The sequence below is a fragment of the Pseudoalteromonas phenolica genome (assembly GCF_001444405.1).
Classification (GTDB): domain Bacteria; phylum Pseudomonadota; class Gammaproteobacteria; order Enterobacterales; family Alteromonadaceae; genus Pseudoalteromonas; species Pseudoalteromonas phenolica.
Genome location: NZ_CP013187.1, coordinates 116,739 through 130,521, shown reverse-complemented (window position 1 = coordinate 130,521; position 13,783 = coordinate 116,739). Strand labels below are relative to the sequence as shown.

Annotated in this window: 9 protein-coding genes; 3 read left to right on the top strand and 6 right to left on the bottom strand. The window is 42.3% G+C overall.

The window, feature by feature from the left end; translation table 11 throughout:
• Positions 1–27: 27 nt before the first annotated feature.
• Entirely contained in the window at positions 28–2,112 is a 2,085-nt protein-coding gene (locus PP2015_RS00595; protein ID WP_058028433.1) for a winged helix-turn-helix domain-containing protein, read from the bottom strand.
• 329 nt (positions 2,113–2,441) lie between these two features.
• Between PP2015_RS00595 and PP2015_RS00590 the strand changes: the two genes are divergently transcribed.
• From PP2015_RS00590 to PP2015_RS00580, 3 genes are all read left to right on the top strand, one after another.
• The gene (locus tag PP2015_RS00590; RefSeq protein ID WP_058028432.1) at positions 2,442–5,468 is read left to right on the top strand and encodes a TonB-dependent receptor plug domain-containing protein; all 3,027 of its coding nucleotides are present in this window, start codon (positions 2,442–2,444) and stop codon (positions 5,466–5,468) included.
• 108 nt (positions 5,469–5,576) lie between these two features.
• A complete protein-coding gene (locus PP2015_RS00585; RefSeq protein ID WP_058028431.1) occupies positions 5,577–6,665 on the top strand; it encodes a metallophosphoesterase in 1,089 nt (362 codons plus the stop codon).
• Between the two features lie 220 nt (positions 6,666–6,885).
• A complete protein-coding gene (locus PP2015_RS00580) occupies positions 6,886–7,080 on the top strand; it encodes a hypothetical protein (RefSeq protein ID WP_058028430.1) in 195 nt (64 codons plus the stop codon).
• 166 nt (positions 7,081–7,246) lie between these two features.
• Here the strand turns inward: PP2015_RS00580 and PP2015_RS00575 are convergent, their stop codons facing one another.
• The 5 genes from PP2015_RS00575 to PP2015_RS00555 all read right to left on the bottom strand — a co-directional run bounded on the left by PP2015_RS00575 (position 7,247) and on the right by PP2015_RS00555 (position 13,339).
• On the bottom strand, positions 7,247–7,882 hold the full coding sequence (locus PP2015_RS00575) for a class I SAM-dependent methyltransferase (protein WP_058028429.1): 636 nt from the start codon (positions 7,880–7,882) through the stop codon (positions 7,247–7,249).
• Positions 7,883–8,057: 175 nt separating this feature from the next.
• Positions 8,058–8,588 carry a DUF4124 domain-containing protein gene (locus tag PP2015_RS00570; RefSeq protein WP_058028428.1) on the bottom strand — a complete coding sequence of 177 codons (531 nt, stop codon included), beginning with the start codon at positions 8,586–8,588 and terminating at the stop codon, positions 8,058–8,060.
• Positions 8,589–8,965: 377 nt separating this feature from the next.
• Entirely contained in the window at positions 8,966–9,706 is a 741-nt protein-coding gene (locus PP2015_RS00565) for a phosphoadenylyl-sulfate reductase (RefSeq protein ID WP_058028427.1), read from the bottom strand.
• A gap of 45 nt (positions 9,707–9,751) precedes the next feature.
• Entirely contained in the window at positions 9,752–11,470 is a 1,719-nt protein-coding gene (cysI, locus tag PP2015_RS00560; protein ID WP_058028426.1) for an assimilatory sulfite reductase (NADPH) hemoprotein subunit, read from the bottom strand.
• A 54-nt stretch (positions 11,471–11,524) separates the two neighbouring features.
• On the bottom strand, positions 11,525–13,339 hold the full coding sequence (locus PP2015_RS00555) for an assimilatory sulfite reductase (NADPH) flavoprotein subunit (RefSeq protein ID WP_058028425.1): 1,815 nt from the start codon (positions 13,337–13,339) through the stop codon (positions 11,525–11,527).
• Positions 13,340–13,783 lie beyond the last annotated feature (444 nt).

Sequence of the window (13,783 nt, the reverse complement as noted above, 5' to 3'; positions counted from 1 at the left end):
TAAGGCGTAAGTGCACACATTTACGCCTTAATTTTTTATAGTTAGACGATTAATGTCTGATTGTGGCGTTAAACTCTGAGTAAATAACAGCGCTTGTGCTTGCTTATCAAAGGCAAATGGCGCTGCTTTACTAAAGCTTGATTTAGGTAATCGCAATAACTTTTCGGTGGTTTTACTTTTTAAATCATAAGCATGTATGTAGTTATATTTATTACCTAAGTGCTTATAGAAAACCTTTTCTTGCGTCGCTAGCCAAGCATATCGGGTATTAAATTGCGCTTTTGCAATTAACAACGCCTGCTTCTCACCTTGCTTTATCCATAAACCTTTACCATTAACAAACAGCAGTTCATGCTCAGAAATATACTGCCCGGATCGGGCTGTTTTAGTTAACAGAGCTGAAAGTGCCATCGTTTCAACATTTAAGCGAAAAAGTTGCCACCCTTCATTCGTTGATTGGCGAATAACAATATCTTGTCCATTACCATGCCAGAATGGTCGGCCTATTTTGCCAAAAGATAGATCAAGGCGGCGTAATTGCCTCGAGCCATAATCGAACACATAGAGCTTATCGTGGCCATCGGCCTCATCTGAACTCACGACGAGTAGTTTATCACCTTGAAGCGACCAACTTGGGTAGCGTAAGTTACGATGTAGCTGGGTGATTTGTTCTCGACCTGTGCCATCTAAGTTCGCCAACCATAGCTCATAATGCCCAGACTCATTTGATAAAAATGCTAATTTTTCATGGGCACGCGATAAAGACGGGTACTGGTTTGAATAGTGAGATTCAATCAGCGGCGATGGCATTGACATCACTTCACTGTCTAACGCAAAACTGGCGATAAAATAATTCTCTCGACGTTTCTGGTAATACAAGTTCCCAGAGTCATCAAAATGGGGATAGCTAAAGCCTCTCGGAATCAACTTGGTTTGTACTTTAGTCTCTAAATCAACGATATAGCCACGGCGTTTATCCGCAGCTTGTGCTCCATATACCAAATATTGACCATTCGGATGAAAGCTCATACCAACAATGTCTGCATGACTTGAGTCCAATATTTGGAACTGCCTCTTGCCTAGATCATAAAGACTCAAGCGCTCTTCTGACGTACTTTTACGCTGTGTGATCGCTAAATACTGCCCATCAGGCGAAAAAGCCACATCTCGATCTCTCAAGTCACACTCTGTATCACAACTCAGCCGCTCAGGTGTTGCGTCGTCTTGGCTTAAATCGAGTAAGTAAATACCATCTTGCGACGCCAAAGGTGCTTTGCCATTAAACGCCAAGGTTTTACCGTCTGGGCTGATCGCAATATAGTTATAGCCAGAATCAGTCGGGCAACTGGTTAAAACCAACTGTTCTAAGTCAGCTAAAGAGAGTCGAACAATTTCGCACGCTTGGCTGTTTTTCTGGGCAAAATATAAATATTGCTGATCGGGGCTCCAGACTGCTTTCCAAGGTCTTTTATCTGAGAAGGTCAATTGCGTAATAGGTACATTAGGGTGGGTTAAATCTTTTAAATAAAGCTGACTGTCTTGCCCCTGCTGCCAAATAAAGGCTAACTGTTTACCGTCTGGTGAAGGACTCGGGCGCAATTCACTGCCCGGCATTTTAGTGATTTCGTCCATTTGAGAAACGGACTGTGCAGACGCTTCAATGGGAATCTTTAATAGAGACCAAGCCACAAAAACCATCATTATGCATGCTAAGCCAAAAACAACTTGATACATGTATGACGGTTTTACGACGAATGGCTCAGATTGAGTTGTTTTTGGGGATAAACTCAGGGGCTCAGGTGTTAAGGTTAGCTTGTAGCCCTTTTTACGGATCGTTTCCACAACATCAAGGGGTGCACTTGGATGAGCAAATAATTGTCTAAGCTGCCAAATAGTGTTGGTGAGGGCTTTTTCACCGATGATTTCATTGCCATGCCATACCCCTTCAATCAGCTCATTACGACTCACAACTTCAGGGTATCGTTGTACTAGAACTTGTAATAGCTCCATCACTTTCGGTTGAGACGCTACCTTTTCGCCATTCAGCACCACCAAGTGTTCATCAATAAACACCTGATAAGGACCCAACTGAAACGACTTTTCATACTGCATGCTATTCGCTCTACTTAACCACTTTACTTGCAACCAATACTTTTATTCATATTTATTCAGTGCGTATGAATAGTTTTATCTTACCTTATTTATAAAAAACAGGGAGTAGCAAGTGTTATTTAATTGCAACAAATAATTTTACTTAATAATTCACAACGTTATGAAAATTAATAAAAAGATATAAAAAAGAGATAAATCGGATGTTCCCGAGGTTGAGTTAAGCCGGCAATTTATCAAGTCTCAAGTGTCCTTGATTTTAAAGACATAAGAAATACAACACAAAAACAGACATCACTTTAACAAGTTAACTCATCAAAACGGGAACAACCATGAACAAGAAGCAACTTTGCGTTGCCGTGCAAGCCGCCCTATTTGGTGCCGTATTCAGCACCAATGCACAGCAAAATGATTTAGATGCCGTAAAAGTAAAACAAAACCAAACGACAATAGAACAAGAAGAAGAGAAAGTTGAGAAAATTGTCGTCACTGGTTCACGTATTAAACGAGATAGTTTTAGTGTCGCCACACCGCTGGTGACTATGAATAAAGATGCAATTTCAGATACTGGTTTAGGCTCTCTGTCTGAAATCCTCGTCGATAATATTCCTTCAATTGATGCCTCTATCAGTAACACCACCAGCCAATCGAGTGTTGCGTCGACAGGTATCTCATCTATCAGCCTACGAGGCTTAGGTTCTGACCGAACATTGACCTTAATCGATGGACGTCGTGTAGTATCGAACAGTTACAGCGGTAACGTGGTCAGCCTAAGTACTATTCCTAGTGGTATGGTGCAACGCATTGAGGTTATCAGTGGCGGTGCATCAGCAACCTACGGCGCCGATGCGGTTGCTGGTGTTGTAAATATCATCACACAAACTGACAAAGAAGGCGCAACTTTTAAGGCACGTACTGGTGAATCATTTGATGGCGGTGGCAAAGAGTTCACGCTAGATTTTGATTTTGGTAGTACTTTTGATGATGGCCGTGGTTATGCTTTCGTCAGTGCAAACTGGGATCGCCAATTTGGTATGAGCTTCTTCGACCGAGAACGCGCTCAAATTGAAGATGCATACCGCTACAGTGAAAGCGAAATGTGTAACCAGATGCAGACCGCAACAGGTTATCAATGTATGCGTGACATCACTCAGGCTGATTGGGTAAGTAAGAGTGACGGACTTCCTGGTGGCGTATTCTTAGAAAACTCGAAAAACGACAAACAATTTTGGTATGACGGTCAAACATTACGCGACGACTGGAAAGACAACGAAGAAATTTATGGCATAAACACACAGCAATATGTGATGTTAAAAGTACCAAATGACAGTTTTTCTATCGCAGGTAAAGTTGATTATGAGCTAACCGATGACGTGAGCTTTTATGGTCAGGTGCAACTCAGTATCGATGAATCATTTAACGACAAGTCACCAGAAGATGAGTATGAAGGTGCAAGCCAAACCGTTTATAACCCAGAAACAGGTGAGCGCTTAGGTCGAATTAAACCTGGTTATATCCCAATCGATAACCCTTTTGTTCCACAAGCTATTCTTGATAGCGAACCATACAAAGATCGTATCTATTGGGACCGACGCTTCAATGAAGTGGGTAATATTGCCACCGATAACACACGTACCACCATTCGCTCATGGGCAGGTTTGCAAGGCACTGCATTCGACGGAGAGTGGGATTGGGATATTTCAGTCGGTCTAGGTAAATTCCACCAAGAGCAATTGCGCTACAACGAACTCGATGTGCGTAAACTAAGTCATGCCCTAAATGCTGAAAAACTCGTCGATGGCACTATTCAATGTAAGGACGAAGCAGCACGTGCAGCAGGCTGTGTCCCAATCAATCTGTTTGGTGAAGGCTCTATCACCCCAGAAATGGCTGACTGGATACGCGTTAATCCTGAAATTAATACCTATATTGATCAAACCAACATTGTTGGTTACATGACCGGTGAGCTGTTCGAGCTACCAGCCGGTGCCGTGTCGGCGGTATTTGGTGGTGAATACCGTAAAGATAAGCAAGATTTACAAACCAGCATTGGAATGCGCGAAGGCGGTATTACCTTTAACGTTGTGCCACAATTCGAAGGTTCTATCGACGTCTATGAAAGCTTTGCTGAATTTGATGTGCCACTACTTAAAGACGCACCACTAGCGAAAAACCTTTCTCTCGAAACCTCGCTACGTTTAGCAAAATACAGCATAGATGCCGTAGGCACAGTGCCAAGCTATAAGTTAGGCGTTTTATGGCAACCTATTGATGATCTTACTATCCGTACTAACTTTGCCCGTGCGCAACGTGCTCCAACTATCACTGAACTGATGTCTCCTGCTCGCGGTGACTACGATAGCTTTACTGATATTTGTGAGGGCTTAACGGCAACTTCGACCAATGCGGGGCATGATAAATGTCGTCAAGATCCTGTGTTCGTGGCTTTACTGGCTGAAGATCCAGACTTTGAATTCGACCCAAGCTCAGGTAGTAAATATTCACCGAATGCGGGTAATGCTAATCTAAGAGAAGAAACGGCTGACACCTTTACATTTGGCTTTACTATGGCGCCAAGTGCCATTGAAGACTTGCAAATTGCCGTTGATTATTATGATATTGCCATTGAAGGTGCTATCTCAGTGATCTCTAATGAGCGCATCTTACAAGAGTGTTACGATTCAAGTGCCGCATTTGGCAGTAGCAATCCATTCTGTAATGAAATCAGCCGTGATGATGAGGGTAACATTACCGAAATTGTTCAACGTGAAGATAACTTAGACGAAGTCAGCAGCCGTGGTATCGATGTCGCTATCGAATACAAATACGACTTTGAAAGCTTAGGTCGCCTATCTTTTAAAGCAGACTATAACCACATTCTTGAAAGCTCAACCACTTACCTTGGTTTAGACGGCCTTGAGACCGATGATTATGCAGGCTATGGTAGTTCTAAAGACAAGTTATCAGCTTCTGTAGCTTGGCGTTTAGATGAGTGGCGTGTACGCTACGCGATTAAATACTTGGGCTCGTTCACTGATAGCCTAAGCCGTGAGCGAGAGTACACCGCAGCACTAGAGCGAAATGCTGAGCGCTGTGCATCAACTGATGAAGACAATGGCTGTATCGCTAGCCCTGAAGCGTTGGCATATCACAAGTATGGTAGCTATATGCGTCACGATGTATCTGTATCATATAATACAGACTTGGCAGCTGACGTTGAGTTACGCGTGTTTGGTGGTATTAACAACCTACTGGATGACAAGGGTGACTTTATACCGGGCGGTCGTGGTAACTTCTATAGCAGATATGGAACAGGTATGGGTCGCTTTGGCTACTTAGGCGCAGAAATTAAGTTTTAATTTTTAGCGTTAGAACAACAGCCTTGATCACCTAAAAGAGCCTGTGATCAAGGCACTTCTTCCTTAAAAAGAAAACTGACAACTCGCCAATTTGAACAGGATACAATAATGATAACAAGCCGCTTTCGCATCACACTGTGTGCCTCACTGATATTTGCTTCACAAATCAGCGCTGCAGAATCGACCAGCAAAGAGGTCATTTCTGACGGTCCATACATTGACGTGCATGCCAGTGCATTAACAGTCAATTGGATTTGTAATGACCAAGTTAAACGCAAACAGGTCAACCTTGAAGGGGTCTCCCTGCCCTATGGGTTTACTGATTGCGGCTTAACCGCAAACACTTCGCAGCTAACTTTTGATAAGCAGTTGATTGAGTTCCAAGGTGTTAAACGCGTAGCGGCCCTCAGTGATTTACACGGACAGTATGATCTGATGCTCACTCTACTTAAAAATAATGGCATCATTAACGCGCAAAACCAGTGGGCGTTCGGTGATGGCCATTTTGTTATCACAGGTGATATTTTTGACCGTGGCGACAAGGTAACTGAAATTCTTTGGTTTATTCATGACCTAGAAAAGCAAGCCGAGCAAGCTGGCGGTAAAATTCACTTACTGCTAGGTAACCATGAAGTCATGGTATTAAATGGCGACTTGCGTTATTTGCACCCTAAATACGTCAAAGCAGAAAAACTGCTAGAAACACCTTTCGACCAGTTATTTAATCAAGATACCATTTTAGGTCGTTGGCTGCGTAGTAAGCCTGTACTGGTAAAAATCAACGACCACTTATATGCCCATGGTGGTTTTCACCCGCAACTTGCTGAAGATAAAGTTACTTTAGACACCATAAACAAAACTTTTAAGTCACATCTTGTTGAAAAAGAACTGCCGAAAAAAAGGGAAGGCTTTGCTCGTTACCTACATAAAACCCATGGCCCCATTTGGTATCGTGGCTACTTTAAGGACGACGGCGCTACCGCTGAAGAGCTGGATTTATTATTAAAACATTTCGATGTGAACCACATCGTTGTTGGCCACACCTCTCAGAAAAAAATAGAAACCCGCTTTAAAGGTAAAGTGATTGCCATCGACAGCAGTATAAAACGCGGTAAATATGGTGAAGTACTATTTATTGAAAATGGCAAACATGAGCGTGGTACGCTGGAAGGTAAAAGAAAGCCTTTAATGAAATAGTTTTACTCACAAAACAAGGAGTGCTCGCGTCTACACAAATGAGCACTTGAACCTCTCTTAAGCTAAAAATTAGCATTCTGCTACTGTCACTGCATCCATAAAAAGCGGTGACTTTGAGCAAGCAGCTTATTAGTTATGAGCTAATGTAAAAAATTGACAAGTATAAAAAATCACAATAGTCTACCTAGTGAAGGTACAAAAAAACATTAAAGGAAATATTATGTTAAAACTAAAAAAACAAAAATTGAAAGAACTTTCAAATAAAACACTAGGTTTAAATGCTACTCGCAATATCGCCGCAGGCTTCGCGCTAGATGGCTCATCTGATGATGATGCATATATCTCTGGTGTGCCAAAAAAGTTTGTCGGTGAAAATGACCAGCCTTTCTTTTGTGCTTCAGGAAAAGGTTGCTAATTTATAACTTCTTGGGCTGAGGCCTTCTCAGCTCACTTTAAGGCTCCCCTACATATCCTTTTATCTTGAATATTGCATCGGTTCTCTTTTAACTTATTCCATCAGCTTTATGATATTGTTTATTTACGGTTCCTGCTATCAGATAAAAGCTACATTTTCTCTAAAATCAGAATGAGTAAACTTTCTTAATACCAGCTCCCTTTTCTGAGTACATCATATTTATAACAGGGTGCATCGCAAACTCTGCCTCATCAAAAACCTCGCCCAATGACTTACTTGCTTTAATAACAATATTTTTGAGATCATAAAACTCAACCACAGTGACTGAAATAAAGTCACGCTTCAAAAGCTTTAAAAGTTCTACCAAAGCAGCTTCTGAATATGGACAATAATTAAAAAGTAGCTCTCCCGACTCACTAAGTACGTTCGAAGCTTGCTTAAGGAAGTCACCTTGTAACAAAAAATCATCGTCTGCATTATCAAAACAGAAATCTAATAAGATCACATCATATTGCTGGGTAACTGTGTTGATATAACTAAGTGCATCAGCTATCTCGATGTCACTTAGTGGTAGATGAAAAAATCTTTGTACGCACTCTGTTACTGTCGGACTCAATTCGATACTTTTCATTACTGATAAGTTTATCAATTGCTTATCACACAAGTAATGAAACGCTCTTTCAATGGCGCCTATACCCAGCCCTAAATTTAATATCGAGTAACTAGGTTTCATCTGCAAAAAGCACATAAGAAAAGCTTGAGACACAGGCGAGAGGAGCAACTCAGGGCGAGAAACAGACATAACCCCTGAATCACGGTATCACCGAAGGTTAGCCATCGGAGATCTTCAGCCTCATACACACAAAGCTTGGAGTCACTATTTTCAATAACTGCAATACAATGCTTGGTGTCCGTACGCTTTTCTAACTCTAATATTAACAAAGCTAACTGCAATTAAATAAGTTATGCAACAAAGCCTAATTCCCTTTTTCTTTCTTACCCTCAGTAATGGCATCGAGTTGCTTTTGTCTATCATCCATTAGCTTTTGAATGTTCTTGGTATTCTTCATTAGCTCTTTGACATCTTGCGGATTCATCGAATTGGCTTTCAGTGATTCACTTTCAGCTGCTTGTTTATCTTTATATAAAATAGATGTGTCTTCAGCGGCCATAATGGTGACTTTACTAGGGTCAAGTTCGTGAGTTTGGCTATTGCCTTTTGGATTTGGCTGATCTGAATAAATCCAGTTACCGTTTTCGTCTTGCCATTTATAAATGGTTGGCTGCTTTATAGCTTGGCTTTCATCACTCGTTGCTTGTTTAGCGTAATCTACTGCTTCATTTAAATGGCGTTTAGATTCATCTAATAAGCTTTGCGTATCGTTTTCAACTTTATTGAAAATTGCATCAATAGACAGATATGGTTGACCGTCAGGACGCTTAATTACAAACAATGATGCCACACCAATCAGCATCACCATAATCATCATATATGCTTTATAACCCACGAGAACACTCCGTCGTACCGACTCTTTGTTATTTTAGTTTGGTTATAGATATTATACCAATTAGTGTAATTTAGTGAGCAATTTTGAGGCTGAGAAAATTTGGCGATTGCCAGGCAAAAGCTTCATGATTTAGTTGTTCTAAATGGGAAGCTTTTAACGCAGCAAGCATCAGTTATAGCACCTCAAATTGTTTAAGTATTACGACTGATTGGTGTCAACAGAAAATATGGAATAAAAAAGCACAGGCTTTGAGACCTGTGCTTTTTATTTACATCAAGGCAAAATTATTGATGGCTGTATGTTTAGACTAGTTTCTAACAATTCGCCATTTAAATAACCAGAACTTAGGTTAAATAAGAACTTTTCAATATGAGCTTTTAGATACCGTCACCGTCAATGTGTAGACCACACTCACGATTAAGGCCGAAGAAACGCGTTTCTTCTTCTGTCATACCTGGCTCTAACTTACGGGTAGTATGCACATCGCCCATAGATACATATCCTTCGTCCCAAAGTGGGTGATACGGCAGATCATGCTTGGTCAAATACATATACACGTCGCGATTGCTCCACTCGATGATCGGGTACACTTTTACGGTACCTCGGCTGATCTCAAGTACTTGCTTATCGGCACGGCTTGATGCCTGATCACGACGTAAACCACTGAACCACGTTTTTGCACCAATTTCTTCGATAGCGCGGGTCATTGGCTCCACCTTATTTAAGGTGTTGTATTGTTTAATGCCTTCTTGACCTTGCTCCCAAAGTTTACCGTACTTAGCTTCTTGCCAAGCTGGACTCATTGGTGAACGATATACTTTTAAATTTAAGTCTAAACGCTCTGTTAAGTAATCTACAAATTGGTACGTTTCTGGAAACAGGTAGCCAGTATCAGTTAATACCACTGGAATATCTGACTTTTCGGTTGAAACCAAGTGCAACATAACTGCCGCTTGAATACCAAAGCTTGAAGATAAAAATGCCGTATCAGGCAAGTTTTCAAGCGCCCATGCCACACGCTGTTGCGGTGTCATTGGCTCTAACAAAGCATTCGCTTCGGCAAGTAACGCTTTTTGCGCTTCGCCTTCTAACTCTAATAATTGTTTAAAATTACTCATGCTTGTTCCTAGGTTGGCAGGCTTGCCTGCCAACTCAATGATTTCTTAAGCGTGGAAGTCTGTTTTAGAAACTTTCACTTCGGCAACGATTTCCTTGCGGATAGCGAAGTCACCAAAACACTCGCCTTCGTTACGCTCTTTGGCCCACTGGCCAATTAATTCGTCTAATGCTGGTAGGTACACATCTTCACCTACGTTTTCTAGATATAGCTTAGGTACGCGCGTACCTTCACGGTTACCACCAAGGTAAACGTTGTACTTACCTGGGCCTTTACCTACAAAACCAATCTCAGCCAACATCGCACGACCACAACCATTCGGACAACCAACAACGCGCATAATAATGTCGTCATTCGGGATTTCATGCTTCGCTAAAATCGCTTCTGTTTTCTCGATAAGCTCTGGTAGGTAACGCTCTGCTTCAGCCATCGCAAGTGGACATGTCGGCAATGCCACGCATGCCATTGAATTTTTTTGCTGTTCAGAGTGTGAATCGTCAATTAAACCATGCTCACGAGCAATCTGCTCAATGATGTCTTTTTGATCAGCTGGCACGCCTGCAACAATTAAGTTTTGGTTAGCTGTCATGCGGAAGTCACCTTGGTGAATTTCAGCAATCTTACGGCAACCTGTTTTTAGTGGCTTACCCGGGTAATCTAAAATACGGCCACTTTGGATAAATAGCGTTAGGTGGTGCTTACCATCAATACCTTCTACCCAACCAATACGGTCGCCACGATATTTAAATTCATATGGGCGGCTGTCTTCAAATTTAACACCAGCGCGGTTTTCTACTTCTGCTTTAAATGCGTCACTACCAAATGTATCTAAGGTGTACTTAGTTTTTGCATTCTTACGGTTAACACGGTTACCCCAATCACGCTGTACAGATACGACGTGCTCAGCAATTTTTAGCGTGTGCTCAAGCGGTATAAAACCAAAATCATCTGCTTTACGAGGATATGTGTTTACATCACCGTGCGTCATCGCCAGACCACCACCAACTAGTACGTTAAAACCAACTAGCTTGCCGTCTTCTGCAATCGCAACAAAGTTGAGGTCATTCGCGTGAACGTCTACTTCGTTGTTTGGTGGAATCGTCACTGTCGTTTTGAACTTACGTGGTAAGTAAGTAGACCCTAAAATTGGCTCTTCAGTTGTTTCTGTCTTTTCACCGTTTAACCAAATTTCAGCATACGCCTTAGTGTGTGGTAGTAAGTGCTCAGAAATTTTCGCTGCCCACTCGTATGCTTCTTGGTGTAACTCAGACTCAACAGGGTTAGTCGTACATAGTACGTTACGGTTAACGTCACCGGCAGTTGCAATAGAGTCAATGCCAACGCTGTTTAGCATTTGGTGCATTTCTTTAATGCCCGGCTTTAACACACCGTGGAATTGGAATGTTTGACGCGTAGTTAAACGAATACTGCCGTAAATTGTTTTATCGCCCGCAAACTCATCAATCGCTAACCACTGCTTAGGCGTGATAATACCACCTGGCATACGTGCGCGAAGCATCACATTGTGCATTGGTTCAAGTTTTTGCTTAGTACGCTCTGGACGAATATCACGGTCGTCCTGCTGATACATGCCGTGGAAACGGATCAACTGGAAGTTATCCGCTGTAAAGCCACCTGTAAGCTGGTCTTTTAAATCCGTTGTGATGGTGCCGCGTAAAAAGTTACTTTGTGTTTTAAGTCTTTCGTTATCAGCAAACTTGGCATTTGGGTCTAGCTTGCTGTTAGGTTTGTAATCTGTGCTCATGGCTTATCCTAAAATTCTACTGTGACGGTCAGTGTGGTGTACTAGCACTTGCTACTAGTACACGTCTTTTTGATAACGGTTGTTGCTGCGAAGCGCTTTTAAGTAGCTTTCAGCTTGCTCGTCATCTTTGCCACCATGGGCTTTAATAATGTCGATAAGTGCTTGGTGAACGTCTTTCGCCATGCAGTTAGCGTCACCACAAATGTAGAAATGTGCACCTTTTTCTAACCATGCAAATACTTCTTCACCTTTCTCGCGAAGACGGTCTTGCACGTATACTTTTTCTGCTTGGTCGCGGCTAAATGCAAGATCTACTTTGTTTAGTAGGCCAGACTTCACATAACCTTGGATCTCTACTTGGTATAAGAAATCTTGGGTGAAGTGCGGGTTACCGAAGAACAACCAGTTTTCACCTTCAGCTTCACGTGCATCACGCTCTTGTAGGAATGCACGGAATGGTGCGATACCTGTACCTGGGCCTACCATGATAACTGGCGTGTTATCGTCACTTGGTAAACGGAAGTTGTCGTTATGCTCGCTAAATACTTTAACTTGTACACCTTCTTCTGCGCGGTGTGCAAGGTAACCAGAACAACCGCCAAAGTGTTTTTCACCAAAGGCATCAAACTCTACTAAACCAACAGTTAAGTGCACTTCTTCTTCCACTTCAGCTTGGCTAGAAGCAATTGAATATAAACGTGCTTGTAACTTACGTAAGCTGTTCGCTAGGTCTTGTGCGCTAATATCGCTTGGGTTTTGCTTGATGATATCGAAGATTTGACGCGCTTCGATGTACTCACGCATAGCCGCTTTGTCTTCAACTAGTTTTAATAGCTCAGCGTTGTTTGTCGCCTGTGCGTATTTTTCAACGAAACCTGGGTAAGACTGAGTTAGCTCTAGTTTTTCAATTAACGCTGTACGGATTGATAGCGTTTCTTCACCCAATGTGATTTCAGTTGCGCCATCAATGTTTAATAGTGCCAGTATTTCATCTACTAGTGCTTCGTCATTTAAGAAATAAACACCTAAAGAATCACCTGGAAGATACGTGATATCAGAGCCTTCTAGTGAAATCTCAATGTGACGAACATCTTTTGTAGAGTCGCGACCTGTGATCTTTTGCACCACACTTAGCTCTGCCGCAAATGGGTTTTGCTTAGTGTATTGACTCTGTGCTGGTGCTGCACCGAAGCCAGCCATCGGAATAACTTGTGCTGAACCTTGTGACTGTGCTTTTAGCTCAGGTTCGAATGCATCAACTGCACCACCGATCCAAGCTGTTGCTTGGTCTTCATAATCAACGTCTAAGTCAGCGCGAGCAACCACCGTTTCTGCGCCTAGTGCTTTAAAGCGCTCTTCAAAATCGATCGCCGTTTGGCAGAAGAATTCGTAGCTTGAATCACCTAGACCGATAACCGCAACTTTAACGCCATCTAGTTTTGGTGCTTTTTTCGAAGCTAAGAATGCGTGTAGGTTTTCAGCATCTTCAGGTGGCTCACCCTCACCATAAGTAGAAACAGCAACAGCAATAAACTTTTCTTTCTTAAGTTGAGCAGGTTTGTAGTCAGCCATGTTTACCAGCTTAACCGCCAGGCCTTTCGCCTCTGCAGCCGCTTTTAACTGGTTAGCAACGCCTTTGGCATTACCAGTTTGCGAACCATATAGAATGGTGAGTGCAGCCGCTTCGCCTGCAGCTGGCGCTTGACCGCCCACTACACCACTTAATGCAGCTGTATTTGCATTTGCAGCTAGGTAACCACTTACCCAAGCTTGCTGTATTGGGTTTAGCTCGGCCACTAAACCTTGTAATTTTTGCACTTGCTCTTGTGTCAGCGGGCTTGCCGCGGCACTAAGTTGACTTAACAACATGGAATCTATCCCCTAACCCTAAACCGTCTGCTTAGTTTGCTTGCTGAAATACTTCTACTCGAAGTAAGGTTTTCTAAGGCTGAAGCATACTGATTTGCGTTGCCAAGGATAAAGAATTAGATCTGCTTTGTTATTCCATTTGGTTATCAAAGAGCAAAAACACCATTAAAAACAGTTTTAAGAAAATTTTGCTCAAAAACAAAAAACGCGATCTTGGAAACCCAAGATCGCGTTTTTTGTTAAATTCAAGGGCGTGTTGACCTTTGCTGTTTGTTTTTGCAGCAGTGAGTTGGGTATTTAGGCCAGGCAGGGGCTGCCCCGCAGAGGCTGCGTAGCATAGTTGTTCTATGTAAGTCAGCCGATAACGCCGAATAAATGACCAACTCGCGCTGCTCGGAGAGTTCAACCAAAGGCTTCCACTACTTTGTCATTCGCCACTCACAT

Coding starts and splice junctions, on each gene's coding strand:
- PP2015_RS00595 (WP_058028433.1), bottom strand. CDS start 2,112: ATGCAGTATGAAAAGTCGTTTCAGTTGGGTCCTTATCAGGTGTTTATT.
- PP2015_RS00590 (WP_058028432.1), top strand. CDS start 2,442: ATGAACAAGAAGCAACTTTGCGTTGCCGTGCAAGCCGCCCTATTTGGT.
- PP2015_RS00585 (WP_058028431.1), top strand. CDS start 5,577: ATGATAACAAGCCGCTTTCGCATCACACTGTGTGCCTCACTGATATTT.
- PP2015_RS00580 (WP_058028430.1), top strand. CDS start 6,886: ATGTTAAAACTAAAAAAACAAAAATTGAAAGAACTTTCAAATAAAACA.
- PP2015_RS00575 (WP_058028429.1), bottom strand. CDS start 7,882: ATGTCTGTTTCTCGCCCTGAGTTGCTCCTCTCGCCTGTGTCTCAAGCT.
- PP2015_RS00565 (WP_058028427.1), bottom strand. CDS start 9,706: ATGAGTAATTTTAAACAATTATTAGAGTTAGAAGGCGAAGCGCAAAAA.
- cysI (WP_058028426.1), bottom strand. CDS start 11,470: ATGAGCACAGATTACAAACCTAACAGCAAGCTAGACCCAAATGCCAAG.
- PP2015_RS00555 (WP_058028425.1), bottom strand. CDS start 13,339: ATGTTGTTAAGTCAACTTAGTGCCGCGGCAAGCCCGCTGACACAAGAG.